Annotated in this window: 12 protein-coding genes; 3 read left to right on the top strand and 9 right to left on the bottom strand. The window is 48.3% G+C overall.

Annotated features, from left to right (window positions below; genetic code table 11):
- Positions 1-17 precede the first annotated feature (17 nt).
- The 8 genes from dapB to Q0502_RS16590 form a co-directional block, all read right to left on the bottom strand.
- Positions 18-743 (bottom strand): 4-hydroxy-tetrahydrodipicolinate reductase, encoded by a 726-nt coding sequence (dapB, locus tag Q0502_RS16555; protein ID WP_298653221.1) that lies wholly within the window; start codon positions 741-743, stop codon positions 18-20.
- Between the two features lie 35 nt (positions 744-778).
- On the bottom strand, positions 779-1,876 hold the full coding sequence (locus Q0502_RS16560; RefSeq protein ID WP_298653223.1) for an AMP-binding protein: 1,098 nt from the start codon (positions 1,874-1,876) through the stop codon (positions 779-781).
- Positions 1,869-2,936, bottom strand: a complete 1,068-nt coding sequence (locus Q0502_RS16565) for an o-succinylbenzoate synthase (RefSeq protein WP_298653228.1) — start codon at positions 2,934-2,936, stop codon at positions 1,869-1,871. Before Q0502_RS16565 ends, Q0502_RS16560 begins: the two co-directional genes overlap by 8 nt.
- A gap of 11 nt (positions 2,937-2,947) precedes the next feature.
- On the bottom strand, positions 2,948-3,769 hold the full coding sequence (menB, locus tag Q0502_RS16570) for a 1,4-dihydroxy-2-naphthoyl-CoA synthase (RefSeq protein ID WP_298653230.1): 822 nt from the start codon (positions 3,767-3,769) through the stop codon (positions 2,948-2,950).
- A 213-nt stretch (positions 3,770-3,982) separates the two neighbouring features.
- The gene (menD, locus tag Q0502_RS16575; protein ID WP_298653233.1) at positions 3,983-5,659 is read right to left on the bottom strand and encodes a 2-succinyl-5-enolpyruvyl-6-hydroxy-3-cyclohexene-1-carboxylic-acid synthase; all 1,677 of its coding nucleotides are present in this window, start codon (positions 5,657-5,659) and stop codon (positions 3,983-3,985) included.
- A 161-nt stretch (positions 5,660-5,820) separates the two neighbouring features.
- A complete protein-coding gene (locus Q0502_RS16580; RefSeq protein ID WP_298653236.1) occupies positions 5,821-6,894 on the bottom strand; it encodes an isochorismate synthase in 1,074 nt (357 codons plus the stop codon).
- Positions 6,891-8,123: a Cof-type HAD-IIB family hydrolase gene (locus Q0502_RS16585; RefSeq protein WP_298653238.1), complete on the bottom strand. Its 1,233-nt coding sequence runs from the start codon at positions 8,121-8,123 to the stop codon at positions 6,891-6,893. Before Q0502_RS16585 ends, Q0502_RS16580 begins: the two co-directional genes overlap by 4 nt.
- A gap of 192 nt (positions 8,124-8,315) precedes the next feature.
- The gene (locus Q0502_RS16590) at positions 8,316-9,329 is read right to left on the bottom strand and encodes an NAD-dependent epimerase/dehydratase family protein (protein WP_298653241.1); all 1,014 of its coding nucleotides are present in this window, start codon (positions 9,327-9,329) and stop codon (positions 8,316-8,318) included.
- A 251-nt stretch (positions 9,330-9,580) separates the two neighbouring features.
- Between Q0502_RS16590 and rnr the strand changes: the two genes are divergently transcribed.
- The 3 genes from rnr to ruvB all read left to right on the top strand — a co-directional run bounded on the left by rnr (position 9,581) and on the right by ruvB (position 13,733).
- Entirely contained in the window at positions 9,581-11,659 is a 2,079-nt protein-coding gene (rnr, locus tag Q0502_RS16595; protein ID WP_298653243.1) for a ribonuclease R, read from the top strand.
- A gap of 106 nt (positions 11,660-11,765) precedes the next feature.
- Positions 11,766-12,686: a tRNA epoxyqueuosine(34) reductase QueG gene (gene queG / locus Q0502_RS16600; protein WP_298653246.1), complete on the top strand. Its 921-nt coding sequence runs from the start codon at positions 11,766-11,768 to the stop codon at positions 12,684-12,686.
- 21 nt (positions 12,687-12,707) lie between these two features.
- The gene (ruvB, locus tag Q0502_RS16605; protein ID WP_298653251.1) at positions 12,708-13,733 is read left to right on the top strand and encodes a Holliday junction branch migration DNA helicase RuvB; all 1,026 of its coding nucleotides are present in this window, start codon (positions 12,708-12,710) and stop codon (positions 13,731-13,733) included.
- 67 nt (positions 13,734-13,800) lie between these two features.
- On the opposite strand, the gene Q0502_RS16610 is transcribed toward ruvB, so the two are convergent.
- Positions 13,801-15,174 carry a DUF4270 domain-containing protein gene (locus Q0502_RS16610; protein WP_298653248.1) on the bottom strand — a complete coding sequence of 458 codons (1,374 nt, stop codon included), beginning with the start codon at positions 15,172-15,174 and terminating at the stop codon, positions 13,801-13,803.
- Positions 15,175-15,445 lie beyond the last annotated feature (271 nt).

Here is a 15,445-nt window from a genome sequence, read left to right on the forward strand (position 1 = left end):
ATTTGTCAGGCGATAGTTTACCGGGTTAAATCTAACAGATCTCTCATAGTAAAAATCCCTTTTTTCCCTTTGGTGAATTCCGCAGCTAGTACGGCGCCGAGTGCGAGACCCTTGCGGTTTTTCGCACCGTGGGTGATACGGATGGTGTCGGCATCGGATTCGTAAACTACAGAATGGATGCCCGGGATTTCCCCCTCCCGAAAAGCATCTATGCGCAGTACCTCCCCGCCCGGAGCATCGTTGCCTAAAGCCCATTCCTCTTTCCTGTCGATATGCGACAGGATGCCTTCCGCCAAAGTGATAGCTGTTCCGCTGGGCGCGTCCAGCTTGTGGATATGGTGGGTCTCTTCCATACGGACGTCATAATCCGGATACCGGTTCATCAGCCCGGCCAGATAGTTATTCAGCGCAAAGAAGATATTGACTCCCAGGCTGAAGTTGGAAGCATAGAAAAATGTTTGGCCGTTCTTTTCACATTCCTCTTTGATTTCGTGGAAGTGTGCAAGCCATCCCGTTGTCCCCGATACCACCGGCACCCCGGCGGCAAATGCCTGTCTATAGTTTTGTAAGGCGCTTTCGGGAGAAGTAAACTCAATCGCTACGTCAGCGCTTTTGAATTCGGGAGAATTGAATTTTTCCTCTTCATTCACATCGATGATGCACACCATTTCATGGCCTCTTTCGCGGGCGATTTTTTCGATCTCATGCCCCATTTTTCCGTAACCGATAAGCGCTATCTTCATTTTGTCCTTTTGTTTAGATAGGCAAAAATACAAAATTAATGGATATATCTTGTTGTCGACGACGATAGATTAATCTTTTTTGCGAGTTGCTTCGTTGCCGCGCGGTCAGTCTTCCCGTTCCCTGTCTGTGGAATAGCTTTCACAGTATAGATATGCAGAGGCTGTTGGTAATGGGGAAGGAGCTGCTCAATCGCTTTCCACACGGGAACAGGATCGGTTGTTTGTTCTATCAGGAGCACAATCGCTTCTCCCAGTTTCGGATGCGGTATGGTTGCGATCGCAAAGTTCCCGTTTATATGAGGATGTAAGATCCGCTCGATCTCCTCTGTTTGTATTTTGATCCCTCCGGAGTTGATCACATTGTCTCTTCTTCCTATGATACGGAAACTGCCGTCCGGCCGAAATTCTGCAATATCGTTCGTGATAAAGGGTTTATCGGCGATCAAAGGAGCATCTATTGCCAATGCATTGTTTTCCGATAAGGTAAGTCCGACCGATGGTAAAGGAGTGTAATAACGGCTGGCTTCGGCTCCGCTGACCTTGCGCAGGGCGATATGTGAAAGGGTTTCGGTCATTCCGTAGGTGGAGTAGACCGCATTCGGAAATTCTTTCAGCTCTTTTTCAAGTGTTTCGTCTAGGGCTCCTCCGCCGATGATAAGGCGTTTGATCCGGGATAACCGGTGTCTTTCTTCCCCGATCTGCAGGGAGTTATATACCTGTAACGGTATCATGGCTGCAAAATCAAACGGGATATCTGTTGCGGCGAGCGGATGCCCGTCCGGTTCCACAGGATAAATATCCAGCCCGGCATACAGAGCGCGTACAACGATCATCTTCCCTGCAATATATTCCATCGGCAGGCACAGTAATGCTTTGTTATTCTTTTTCAGATCGAAGAAGTCGCAGGTGATCTTTGCACTTTGCAGCATCTGTTCTTTCCGCACGGTGATCTCTTTGGGTGTTCCGGTAGAACCTGAAGTATGGAGGCGGAGTGTGGGGGATTTGGAGAACCACTCTTTCAGGAACAGGTATAACTGGTGATGGAAAGGGGATGTATCTGCAAGACTGCTTTCCCGCTCCTCCGTGAAATCTGCCGGGCCATAGACTCTGCTTTCGATACGTATTTCATTCATATCCTGAAAAATATTCCGATCTGTCGGGAAAGTTCCCTTCCGGATCGAACCATAATTGTTCTCCCCTGATCTCTAAAGGTATAGGGATATTATTCGTGTACAGCGTCCCGGTGCCTAATCCCTGCGGCAGCGTATTGTCGAACGTGGCACACCATTGCGCGATGCTGTTCAGCCCTATGTTCGATTCGAGAGCCGACGTTACCCACCATTCTATACCCATTTCTTCGGCTGCTTCGCTCCATTCTTCACATCCGGTTATCCCTCCGTGTAAGGATGGTTTCAGTATAATGTATTGGGGGCGAATTATTTCTAACATCTTTCTCTTTCCGGCAGGATGGATGACCCCGATCAGTTCCTCGTCCAAAGCGACGGGCAGGGGAGAGGCTGCGCATAGTTCGGACATATTGCTCCATTGTCCGTCCTGAATGGGTTGTTCGATAGAGTGTATATCGAGTTCGGCCAGTTGATGGAGTTTGTCCATGACATCCTTATACTCAAAGTTCCCGTTTGCATCTACACGCAAGGTCACTTCCTTCGCTGTATAGCGGCTGCGGATAAAACGCAGCAGGTCGAGTTCACGGTCGAAACTCATCGCTCCGATCTTGAGTTTGATGCAACGGAATCCCCTTGAGAGTAAGGATTGTATCTGATCCATCATGGCGGCATGATCTCCCATCCAGACAAGCCCGTTAATGGTGATGCCTTCCTTTCCCCGGCTGAACGGGGTGGATCCCCATAACTGCCATGATCGTTGCCGATAGTGCCACATGGCCGTTTCCAACCCGAAAAGGATCGATGGGTAATGGCGGAGCAATCTCATATCGATCCGCTGTATTTCTTCTGTAATTTTACAAATAGAAGCCAGCCTTCCGGCGTAACGCGCATTATATTCAAAACTAAGGTCAGGGATCGGAGCACATTCGCCTATTCCGTAATGGGATTCGTCTTCCTTGTCCTGAAAAACGACATACCACACCTTGTGTCCGGTATAAATACCTCTTGATGTGCGTGCCGGTCGTTTGAACAGTAGCGTATGGGGTATGATCTTTATCTGGAACATAGGCACACAGGTTAAGGGAGTTTGGGAAATTGCTTGAAGTCCGGTTTACGTTTTTCAAGAAACGCCTGTTTACCTTCCTGAGCTTCGTGGGTCAGATAATAAAGCATCGTCGCATCCCCCGCCAGTTCCTGTATCCCTGCCTGCCCGTCCAGTTCGGCGTTCAGTCCGGCCTTGATCATCCGGAGCGCCAGCGGGCTGTGCTGCATCATCGCTTCCGCCCATTCGACCACCTCGTCCTCTAACCTGTCGAACGGTACTACTTTGTTGACCAATCCCATGTCGAGCGCTTCCTGCGCGTTATACTGGCGGCAGAGGAACCATATTTCGCGGGCTTTTTTCTGTCCCACGATACGGGCAAGGTAAGAGGAGCCGAAGCCCGCGTCGAAACTCCCCACGCGCGGCCCGGTTTGTCCGAAGATGGCATTGTCCGATGCGATCGACAAGTCGCAGACCACGTGTAGCACATGCCCTCCTCCGATAGCATATCCGTTCACCATGGCAATCACCGGTTTGGGCATCGAACGGATCTGTTTTTGCACGTCCAGCACATTGAGGCGGGGCACACCGTCTTTACCGATGTAGCCGCCTTTCCCTTTTACGTTCTGATCGCCTCCCGAGCAAAAGGCTTTGTCGCCTGCCCCGGTGATCACTATCACGCTGATATCCGATTCTTCACGACAGATGCGCAAGGCATCGCTCATTTCTCCGGTAGTGGTAGGAGTAAACGCATTGCGGTAACGCGGACGGTTGATGGTGATCCGTGCGATCCCGTTATAAAAGTCGAAAAGAATATCTTCGTATTCTTTGAGTGTTGTCCATTCTCTGTTTGTCATTGTTGTATTCAATTTTATTGCACTATTTCAAATGCTTTAGCCTATTTATATGTTCGGCAAAACCAAAGCAGGCTTTGTTCCGGCTCTCACTTAACGAAATAGTTCCCGCTATGGCATGGCCTGAATAAGTTTAGTCTCTGCTCATTTTGATAAATAATTATCGCTTGGCAATGTTTCAAGCGAGCTTGACATTGCTCTCGCTTAACCGTTATTTTAGCTTAACGAAATAGTTCTGTTTTTTTGCTGATGATAATATGATCGTATTTGTTCCGCATTCTTTTCCATGGAAGTAAAGACTTCCAGCAGAACCGGCTTTTCGCTGCCCATATCCGTGAAGTGCGGTAAGTGCCGGTGTAATTCCTCCGCATTGCGGGCCGGAAGATAGAGGAATCCCTGTTGTTCCGCCCAGGCTTTTGCCCCGGTTGTATGGGTTGCTGCAATATATTCGTTCAACACCTCCGACTTGTTCAGTCCCGGAAGAATATGGAATATCTCGCCTCCGGCGTTATTATTCAGCAGAATGCGTAAATTGCGGCCTCTATAGTTATTCCAAAGTCCGTTCATATCGAAGAAGAAACTCAGGTCCCCGATGAGCAGGAAGGTGGGGCTGTCCGATGCGGCAGCATACCCCACCGCCGTAGAGAGCGACCCTTCTATTCCGTTTGTCCCCCGGTTGCAGAACACTTTCACTGACGACGGAATACCGAATAACTGCGCCAGGCGGACACTGTTGCTGTTCGCTAACTGCAGGGAGGTATTTTCGGGTAGCACATCCAGGCATGCGCCGATTGCGTAAAGGTCCGAAAAGGCAATATCCGGCTCCATGACAGATGCGCAGGCTTTTTCCCATATATCCCGGAAATCTTTTGTTGCGGGACCGGACGGTGCTTCCGCCAGATAATGCAGAAACGTTTCATTGTCACTCCTGACAATGTCGGTAACCCGCTGAAATGTGTCTGTAACCTCTCCGGAAGGAGAAATATGCCAGTGTTCGCGGATATTTGCCGAACGGAGGAACTGTTTCAGCCGTTTGGAAACGATATGTCCGCCCAATGTGATGACCAGATCAGGGGTTAACTCGCTTAATTCTTTTTCCGATGTTGCATAAAGTACGGTGTCGAAAGCCGAAGTCCCGTTTGCGGGGATATTGGATAATTGTTCCGCCAGCACCACCACTCCCGATCTTTCGCGGAGTTGGTCCAGCAGACCGGCTAACCCGTTGTCCGGCGGCAGCTGACCGACAATGACCATACGTTTGGAATAGCCTGCGAATCGTTGGTCATACCTGTCTTCCTTCTGAATTACATATCCCTGTGCAGATTGCCGGATAACGCGAACAGGAGGAAGGGTGGGCGTATTGAAGCCGAATAGCGGCTCGCCCAGGGGGATATTTATATGGGCTGGCCCTTTGACCCCATTGTGTAAGCTGAGTATAGCTTCATTGACCAACCGGTTGCAATACCATTCTTCCTCCTCATTCCCTATCTGGGGCAGTTGAACCGAACGGCGGATGATCTCCCTGAACAGGCCGGTTTGCGGGATAGTCTGCCCGTCCATTTGCCCGATCCAGGCAATAGGGCGGTCCGCTGTGATCACCAACAGGGGCAGTTGTTGATAATAAGCTTCTGCTACGGCAGGGCCGAGATTCAGGGCAGCCGTTCCTGATGTGCAGCATACAGCCGCCGGCTTACCGACAGCCTGTATAACGCCCAGGGCAAAGAAACCGGCACTCCGTTCGTCCACGACACTGTAACAGGTGAAATCCCTGTCTGTCGCAAAAGAATGGATCAGCGGGGAATTCCGTGAGCCGGGAGACAATACGATATGTGTAATACCATGCGCTTTGAGCAGCGCCGCCAGTTGTAAAACATTTCTTTTTTCCGAATACATATCCCTTATTCAACGTTTTCGTTAAGCAATACGAGCAGAAACCCAACTTGTTTGAATGTTTTCGATAAGCGAGTACAAAGAAAAAACTTGTTTTTACTATGTCGAGCGTAGAAAACAACTAAGTATACTTGAATTATGCCGTTGCTAGAAAACGACTAATTTTAATGAAGTATATCCAACATAGTCTCCAGCTTATGCTCCGTTTCTTCCCATTCGTCATCCAAAGAGGAAGAAGCGAGTAAGCCTCCCCCGGCAAACAAAGTAAGCGAATTTTTTTCAATATGCATGCATCTGAGATTTACATATATATCGGTTTCCCCCTCCGTGTCGAGCATGCCGAGGAATCCGGAATAGTAAAGGCGGTCGTATCCTTCATTATCCTGAATAAACCGGTAGGCTTCATTTTTCGGAAGCCCCGATACCGCCGGGGTCGGATGGAGCGTTTTAAGCAAGGTCCCGAGTTTTGAAGTGTCCGGGAGATGGAAACTGAAATCTGTCCGCAAATGTGCCAGATCCCCGGCCTTTATTGTGTACGGCCCGTTTATTTCGGGTGTAACATGAAAGAAAGAAAGCCGGTTCAGAAGGTAGGAAGTGACCAGATGCTGTTCCCGGAGGTTTTTGTCGTCCCACATAACCGCACCGGAATTGGGAAACCGGGTTCCGGCCAGGGCGACCGTATGCCATTCACTCTTTGTTCCCGTCAGGAGTATTTCGGGGGTGCTTCCCAGCCATGTACCGCTTTGAGGCGTATGGAAAAGGTATACATAGGAATGGGGATACTTTTCTACGGCATTGAAGAAAGAGCGTCCGGGTGAAAATGTTCCTTCCCTGTCGATAGTCTTGCTCCTCGACAATACCAGCTTCTTCATCTCGCCGTTTACCAGTGGTTCGTGAAACCGCCTGAACAGACGGCTGTATCCGGTTTTACCGTTGCTTTTATACTTCTTTCGGTTCCCTTTTTCCTGCGGATCGTTCGGAATAGCAATATGCAGTTGCGGCAGGCTGGTATGATCCGCCCGGATCACCAAGACGGGCGATTCCGTGGTGATCCGGAAAGGAGCGATCACAAACCCCTTCTGCCCGTTCAGGTCATCGATATCCCGGAGGACAGAAGGTGTTCCGGATGTCTGCATCACAAACCTGGGTGATGTTTCGTGCGGCAGTCTGAAAATAGCAAAACATTCATCCTGTTCGATAAGCGCATCCAGAATGCGGTATGTATATCGATCTGTCATCTCTTTTTCAATACACTATTGACCACCCGGATAGAAGAAATCAGTTTGTTAGTCGAGGTAAACACATCTACATTCCACACATGTGAAGAACGTCCTTTATGAATGATCGTGCCGATGGCCCGTACCGTATCCCCTTCGTGTGCGGAAGATATGTGGTTACCGCTGATCTGCATACCCGCGGCGATCTCGTCCGGTTCGCAGATGATCATTGATCCCATTCCGGCCACCGTTTCGGCCAACGCTAATGTAGCGCCGCCATGCAATATCCCGAAAGGTTGTCGTGTCCGTTCGTCTACGGGCATCACGGCCTCAATCCGGCCTGACGAAGCGTAGGTGTATTGAATTCCCAGATTGCCCATCAGCGTATTACGGTTGCCGGCATTCAATTGGTCCGGCGAAATATCTGCCGGACGAACTTCGGCAATGATAAATTTCTGGATGGCAGTAGCTACCCCGTCATTATCATTACTTTCGGTAATATAGTCGGCGCAGGCTTTGATCGAATCCTGCGCATTTCCCATGGCGATTCCAAAGCCCGCGAGTTGGAGCATGGAGAAATCCCTTCTGCCGTCACCTATTGCCATTACTTCTTTCGCACTGAGTCCGAGCTTTTCCATCAGCACGCCCAACGTATTTCCTTTGTCCACAAACTCCGGCACTACTTCAAGGAAGAACGATTCCGACCGATATACATCCAGCACGCCGGCCAAACGTTTTCTCCACTGATCTTTCAAAACCAGCAGAGAGGTTTCGTTATCACTGACCAAAACACACTTACAGGGGGAGAAATCCACGGCAGCGGAAAGGTTCTCTACCGCCACGATTTCCATGCCGTTGAGTGCTGCTTCGTCCCGGATATGTTTGTTTTCCGGTTCAGTGGTGATAATTTGATTTTGATGATAGGTAAAAATGCCGAATCCGCTCTTCTGTGCTTTTCTTTCCAGATAAGGGAACATTGCGGGGTCTATCCTCTTTTCGAACAGAACCTCTTCATTCTCCACATCAATGATCTGTGCTCCGTTATACGGAAGAATGTAGCCCCCCCATTTCTTCATCTCCAATTTTTCAACCAGAGGGCGCAGGCCATGAGGAGACCGCCCCGAAGCCAATACAATGCGTATGCCCGCATGTTGTATTTTCAGGAGCGTAGTTAAAGTCTGTACGGATAATTCTTTTTTGCTGTTCACCAATGTGCCGTCCACATCAAGAACCAATAATTTATATTGCATACAATTTATTTTAGTAAACTAAAAACTAAAAATTCCAATTTCAAATCCACTCATTGACACATTCATCCTCGTTTTCCCACCTTATCACATTTAACTTCGTTCCGTTGAACGTTGTTTGTCATAGTAGCCAATTAATTTCATTGGCACAATTAACCAATCAACACATCGACACACCGTTAAATCAACAAATCATCATAGCCATCCCTCATTTTGATACCACTCCACAGTTTTTTTTACCCCCTCTTTCAGCCTGTATTCCGGTTGAAAACCGATATCCTCTTTCAATGGTGCGATTTCGCACGCCCAGTTACGCTGTTTCATGATGCGGTACTTGTCACTATTGAAGGTGGTGGCCTTGCCGGAGAGCGCCGCCGCTTTTTCACTGAGGAACGCTGCCTGCCTTACCAGAAAGAGCGGGATTTTTAACCGTACTGTATTTTTTTTATACAGCGCGTCCCGTACAATGGCGTTGAATTCGCTGTCGGTATAAAGATCTCCGTCGGCAACGAAATATTCTTTTCTGCGGATTCCCTTTTGGGTAAGGGAGAAGATAACATTTACCAGGTCTTCGATATAAATAAACGAGAGAAGTTGTTTTTTAAAGCCTGCTCCCACATCCAATCCGTTTTTTACCGCTCTCATCAGGATAAGGTAGTCCCTGTCGCGGGGGCCGTAAACACCGGTGGGGCGAAGGATCAGGTAGGGGAAGCCGGTGATACCCTTCAGCCAATTTTCCGCTTTCAGTTTGCTCTTCCCGTAGGCCGTGTTCGGACTGGGCGTCTTATCGGCACACATAGGAGTATATCCAATTTCATCACCCGGCCCCATAGCGCCGAGTGAACTCATGAACACGAACGAATCGGGAACGGTATCGGTCTCTATAAGCGCTTCCACGAAATTCCTGGTCTGTTCGTAATTTACTTTGTCAAAATCCGATTTATGGAGCGCTTTCGTCAGTCCCGCAATATGGACGATATCATCGAAACGGCCATATTCATCCGCAAAATCCCGCAACTGCTTCTTCAGCTTTCGCTTATCGGTATACTGCAGGTCGATAAAACCAATGCGTCCGTCCTGCAGGTACCGCCGGCTACTGCTCTGACGGATTCCGGCCCAGGTTTCATACCCCCGTTTCAGCGCTCCGTCCACTGTCGTACTCCCTATAAATCCGCTGGCACCGGTGATGAGGATCTTTCTCTTTTGCATACTCTTTCCCTTATCTTTACACAAAAATAGCGATAACTTCAGGATTTGAAAATTAAGTTCCCTAAAAAATGAAATGGCATTGAAAATACCGGGTGGAGAAATAGTCTATTTTTAATGAAATATTTTATTACTTTGTATTTAACTAAAATGCGTTTGAATTGTTTAAGTAAAAACCGATGTAAATAAATTATGAGTAAAAAAGAAACATCTATACCTTCCGTAAACAAAAAAAAAAGGAACTTATCCCTTTAGTGACCAATTTTCTTACACAGAACAAAGACAAACAATTTAATTATAAACAAATAGCGGCTGCGCTGAATATCCGCGGGGAAGAGGGGCGGCGTGTGCTGGTGAATACACTCGATAAATTACGGGATGAAGATGTACTGCTGGAAACATCCCGCGGCAGATACCGTATCAATAACCGGGGATTAATGCTGGAAGGGCGTTTTGAACGGAGGAGCAACGGTAAGAACTTTTTTGTGCCGGACGATGACGGAAACATCATTTATATACCCGAACGCAACAGCAAGCATGCCATGAACGGCGACAGAGTGCGGGTGCAGCTGCTGGCAAAAAGGAAGCGGGCGGATACCGAGGGGGCGGTCGTAGAGATACTGGAGCGCACCCAGAGCCGTTTTGTGGGAATCATAGAAGTGCAGAAACACTTTGCATTTTTAGTGATGGACAGTAAGTTCCTGTCGAACGACATTTTTATCCCGAAAGAGGATCTCAACGGTGCGAAAAATGGTGATAAAGTGCTCGTGGAGATCACGGAATGGCCTGAAAAAGCCAATAATCCGGTGGGAAAGGTGATGGATGTGCTGGGTAAACCGGGACAGAACGATACCGAAATGCATGCCATATTGGCGCAATACGACCTGCCTTACAGCTATCCCGAGAAGGTGGAGAAATTTGCCGAACTGGTACCTGAGGAGATTGACGGGGAAGAGATTGTCAAACGGGAAGACTTTCGCGAAGTGTTTACCATCACCATTGACCCGAAAGACGCCAAAGATTTTGACGATGCTCTCTCCCTTCGCCAGATCTCGTCCAACCAATGGGAGGTGGGAGTGCATATTGCCGATGTGACCCACTATGTGAAACTGGGCGACCTGATCGACCGGGAGGCGGAAAAGCGGGCGACCTCGATCTATCTGGTCGACAGGACGATCCCTATGCTGCCGGAACGGTTAAGCAACGGGATCTGCTCATTACGCCCCAACGAAGAAAAATTGTGTTTTTCGGTTATCTTCAATCTGAATGATAAGGCGGAGATACAAAAATCACGTATCGTACGGACTGTGATCAAGTCGGATAGCCGGCTTACCTACGAAGATGCGCAGGCAATCATTGAAACCGGCAAGGGTGATTTCTCCACCGAGATCCTTCAACTGCATCATCTTGCCCGACAGCTACGAGAGAGGCGGTTTGCCAGCGGTGCCATCAATTTTGAACGCTACGAAGTGAAATTCAATCTCGACGAAAAAGGAAAACCGCTGGGAGTATATTTTAAGGAATCGAAGGAAGCCAATCACCTTATTGAGGAGTTTATGCTGCTGGCCAATAAGAATGTCGCCGAGTTCGTCGGAATGGTTCCCAAAGGAAAGAAACCCAAAACTTTTGTATATCGCGTGCACGACGTGCCCGATCCGGAGAAGCTGGACACTTTCAACACATTTATCCTTCGATTCGGCCATAAGATAAAACCCGACGGCTCGAAAGTGGAGGTGGCGAAAAGTATCAATTCCCTGTTGGATAAAGTGCAGGGCCGTCCCGAAGAAAACCTGATAGAGACCATCGCGATCCGTACGATGTCCAAAGCGGTTTATTCCACCAAGAATGTAGGGCATTACGGTTTGGCATTTGATTATTATACCCATTTTACCTCGCCGATCCGCAGGTATCCCGATATGCTGGTACATCGTTTGCTGGAGCATTATCTGGAAGGAGGGAAAAGCATTGATCAGGGTTCGCTGGAAGAAGAGTGTAAGCACTGTTCACAGATGGAGCAGGTGGCTTCCAACGCGGAGCGGGATTCCATCAAATACAAGCAGGTGGAATTTATGGCCGATAAGATCGGAAAAGTATACGACGGCGTCGTCTCCGGGGTGACGGAATGGGGTATTTATGTAGAGATCAATGAGAACAAATGTGAAGGTATGATCCCCATCCGCGAATTGGATGACGATTTCTATGAACTGGATGAAAAGAATTTCCGGTTAGTCGGCCGGCGTACCAGGCGGGAATATCGTCTTGGCCAACCGGTTTCCATCCAGGTGGCAAGGGCCAATCTTGACAGGAAACAGCTCGATTTTACGCTCGCCTGAGTTTTGGCTTCCTGCGGACACCTGCTATAGGAGCGGTGAGCGGCCGGCTTGCTGAGAGAATCCCGGCCTGCGACGCCTGCCGGGAGAATAATGGTAGCCCGTTTTTATGACATTTTCCGAAGAGATCAAACAATATGCGTTGTCGCTTGGCTTCGATGCCTGCGGTATCTGCCGCGCTACCGATAGCGGGGAGGAGGAGCGTTATATGCAGTGGCTTTCGAAGAATGGGCATGCGGGTATGGAGTATATGGCCCGTAATATTGATAAAAGGCTCGATCCCCGGTTACTTGTGGAAGGAGCCCTATCTGTTATTTCCGTCGCATTGAATTACTATCCCCCTGCGAGACTGCCCGAGGAAGGGCCGCAGTTTGCCTATTACGCTTATGGGAGAGACTATCACGAGCTAGTACGCGGAAAACTGAGTCAATTGTTTGAATTTATAAAATCTCGCCACCCCGGGGTCACGGGGCGGTATTTTTCCGATTCGGCCCCGGTATTGGAACGTTTCTGGGCGGCACAGGCAGGATTGGGATTTATCGGGAAAAATACACTGCTGATCATTCCGGGTAAAGGTTCCTATTTCTTTCTCGGTGAACTCGTCATTGATATGGAGCTGGATTACGACTTCCCCGTCTCCCAAAATTGCGGGAAGTGCCGCCGCTGTCTGGATGCCTGCCCTACAGGCGCCATAGAGAGGCCTCATTATCTCAATGCGAATAAATGTATTTCGTATCAAACCATCGAAAACAAGGGCGACATCTCAGCCGATGTAATTCCTCTGTTAAGTAATAATGTATATGGTTGTGATATTTGCCAGAAAGTGTGTCCCTGGAACAGGTACGCCAGGCCGCATAGTACTCCGGAACTGATGCCCTCGGAAGAGTTTTTATCGCTCGACCTGGAAAAACTGATCGGGATGGATGAAGAGGATTACCGGCGAGTATTCCACAAATCAGCGGTGAAAAGGGCTAAATTCTCCGGATTGAAACGGAATGTGGCTGCAATTTCCAAAACTCCCGATAAATAGCTATTTTTGTATCGATAAATGATGGAAAATACTTTCGATATACATAGTAATCGCAATTTCAGGGAGACCGAACGTGAATTTGAGAACAGCTTGCGTCCACTGACCTTCGGCGATTTCAGAGGGCAGGGTAAGATCGTGGAAAACCTGAAGATCTTTGTGAGCGCGGCACGCTTGCGTGGCGAGTCGCTTGATCATGTATTGTTGCACGGCCCCCCCGGCCTGGGCAAGACAACCCTTTCGAATATCATTGCCAACGAGCTGGGTGTGGGATTCAGGGTCACTTCGGGTCCCGTACTCGACAAGCCGGGCGACCTGGCGGGTGTACTTACTTCCCTGGAACAGAATGATGTTCTTTTTATAGATGAAATACACCGGCTCTCTCCCGTAGTGGAAGAGTACCTTTACAGCGCTATGGAGGATTACCGGATCGATATCCTTATCGATAAAGGACCCAGCGCACGATCTATCCAGATAGACCTGAACCCTTTCACGCTGGTAGGGGCCACCACCCGGAGCGGCTTACTGACCAGCCCGCTGCGGGCACGTTTCGGTATCAATATGCACCTTGAGTATTACGATCTGGAAACCCTTACAGGGATTGTCCTGCGGTCGGCCGATCTGTTGCAGGTTGCCTGCGACGGTCAGGCAGCCCTGGAAATCGCTTCCCGGAGCAGAGGAACGCCGCGTGTGGCCAATGCCTTATTACGACGGGTGCGGGACTTTGCCCAGATAAAAGGGAATGGGAAAATAGACAGGCATATATCGTCTTATGCACTGGAGGCGCTCAATATCGACAGATACGGTCTGGATGAAGTAGACAATAAAATCTTACTTACCATCATCGATAAGTTTAAAGGGGGACCGGTAGGTATTACTACCATCGCCACGGCTGTGGGAGACGATGCAGGCACTATTGAAGAGGTGTATGAGCCGTTCCTGATCAAAGAAGGATTTATCAAGCGCACCCCGCGGGGCAGAGAAGCGACCGACCTGGCATACAGGCATCTGGGACGAAAAAGAGGCGAAGAACAGGGGTTGCTTTTTTAATGTGCCAATAGGTGCGAATGTGCCAATGACAAGCGGCTTGCAGTGCGACTCAACAATACAGCCGGTTTTAGAAATTACTGAAGATCATATCCAGTTTTAGATTCCCTTCGCGTTTATCGAGTTTGGCTGCCGCCGGCCACGTCCGGTTGTAAATTGAGATTGGAGTAGTCGTCGTATTTCCGTATGTATCGGTCGCGAAAGTGACATCCACAGGAATCAGATAATAAACCAGATCGAAAGGTTCTTCCTTTTTCGCCTCATTGTAGTGGTTCGCCATCGTCGAGAGGTTGTTGAAATTGTAAGAGTAGGTGGAAGCGTCAAATCTGGCGGACAGGAAACTGGTTACATTATCGATGAGTTTTCTGTTTTCAAAAAATCCGTTCAGAGAATCTTTGTTTACCAGCAACAGATAGGTGGGAGGGCTCAGCTTCACCATTGTCTCTTCATCGGCGTCGGGGATGGCATATACGGTAAAGTTTGCCAGGTTCAAAGCCTGTGATTTCAGTTTGTCGTTCATCTGTGAGAAGGGAAAAGTGACCTCAGTAATCACCCCTGCAGGGCTTTTTACATATGTATACTCGGAGTTTGGTTCCAGTAACTGATCGTTTTTATTTTGAATATGATTGATCTGGGTCACTTCCGGCGTAATGTTCAGACGCATGGCAGAGGTACGGATAGTATCCTTTCCTGCGGATGATCCGTCTTCGTCATTATATTTATAATGCACGAGGAGCGAAGTAAGGCTTACACTGAGAATAGTACTTTTTCCGAAATCTGTAGTGAAATACAATCCCGGGAAAAACTTTCTGAAATTATCCGCATCCGTCAACTGTCCGTGTCCTGCTTTTTTGTACTCGGTAAGAAATTTTTCGCCGAGAGCATTGGGAAGTTTCACATTGATCTCATATACTGTGACAGAACTTCCCGAAGTGGTTGTTTCCGTTCTGTAGGTGGAATTCTTGCCGGTGAATGTCTGTGTGCCTAAAGGTGCCGACATGTCGGCGTACTCCGTGGGATCGACATTGGAATAAACACTTATCCCTTTCAGTGATTTTGTCACCTCATATACCGATAACCCCATAGGGGAGAGTGAATCTCCCATCATGGTGGTGTAAGCAAGCTGTACTCTTACCGAGTCGATGGAAGCGTCCTCTTCGAAGCCTGTACCTTCAGCGAAGTAGAATTCGCCGATATATCCGGACTTGATAGTGCCGAAAATAGGGTCAGTATATTCACCTAATACCGGATATTGTGTTTTGGAAAATATGGAATCCACCCGAATGGTGTTTGCCTGCAACTCCAACGTGTCGATCTCCACCTTTAGGCGGTCTTGGCCGGGTTGAATAGTGAATCCTACCTGGTCGAGTGTGTCGTTGCACGAGACGGTGAGCAGAGCGATAAAGGCGATAACAAATACTCTGTATAGGGATTTGAATTTCATTCGTTTTATCAGTTTGTTTTCAATGACGCAAATATCTGAAAAAAATGTGGCAAATAAAAACCGGCGAAAAGCTTTCTCTTTATTTTTAAAGATATTTGTGTATAGGCTCGTTAAAAAAATAAATTCATTAAGGATTTTAACCGGATCAGCTGTCAATTTCCTCATAAAATGCATTGATCTCTTCCACCCTTTTGTCGAAATCGGAATGGTAAGGCAGGAATTTCACTCCTTTCTCATGAATGTATCGGATAATTTCAGGATCTACTTTTTC

The sequence above is a fragment of the uncultured Proteiniphilum sp. genome, assembly GCF_937873925.1.
GTDB lineage: Bacteria > Bacteroidota > Bacteroidia > Bacteroidales > Dysgonomonadaceae > Proteiniphilum.

What these genes read in the sequence shown, in the direction of transcription:
- Q0502_RS16580 (WP_298653236.1), bottom strand. Translation starts at nt 6,894, where the DNA reads ATGACAGATCGATATACATACCGCATTCTGGATGCGCTTATCGAACAG.
- dapB (WP_298653221.1), bottom strand. Translation starts at nt 743, where the DNA reads ATGAAGATAGCGCTTATCGGTTACGGAAAAATGGGGCATGAGATCGAA.
- Q0502_RS16565 (WP_298653228.1), bottom strand. Translation starts at nt 2,936, where the DNA reads ATGTTCCAGATAAAGATCATACCCCATACGCTACTGTTCAAACGACCG.
- ruvB (WP_298653251.1), top strand. Translation starts at nt 12,708, where the DNA reads ATGGAAAATACTTTCGATATACATAGTAATCGCAATTTCAGGGAGACC.
- menB (WP_298653230.1), bottom strand. Translation starts at nt 3,769, where the DNA reads ATGACAAACAGAGAATGGACAACACTCAAAGAATACGAAGATATTCTT.
- Q0502_RS16590 (WP_298653241.1), bottom strand. Translation starts at nt 9,329, where the DNA reads ATGCAAAAGAGAAAGATCCTCATCACCGGTGCCAGCGGATTTATAGGG.
- menD (WP_298653233.1), bottom strand. Translation starts at nt 5,659, where the DNA reads ATGTATTCGGAAAAAAGAAATGTTTTACAACTGGCGGCGCTGCTCAAA.
- queG (WP_298653246.1), top strand. Translation starts at nt 11,766, where the DNA reads ATGACATTTTCCGAAGAGATCAAACAATATGCGTTGTCGCTTGGCTTC.
- Q0502_RS16560 (WP_298653223.1), bottom strand. Translation starts at nt 1,876, where the DNA reads ATGAATGAAATACGTATCGAAAGCAGAGTCTATGGCCCGGCAGATTTC.
- Q0502_RS16610 (WP_298653248.1), bottom strand. Translation starts at nt 15,174, where the DNA reads ATGAAATTCAAATCCCTATACAGAGTATTTGTTATCGCCTTTATCGCT.
- Q0502_RS16585 (WP_298653238.1), bottom strand. Translation starts at nt 8,123, where the DNA reads ATGCAATATAAATTATTGGTTCTTGATGTGGACGGCACATTGGTGAAC.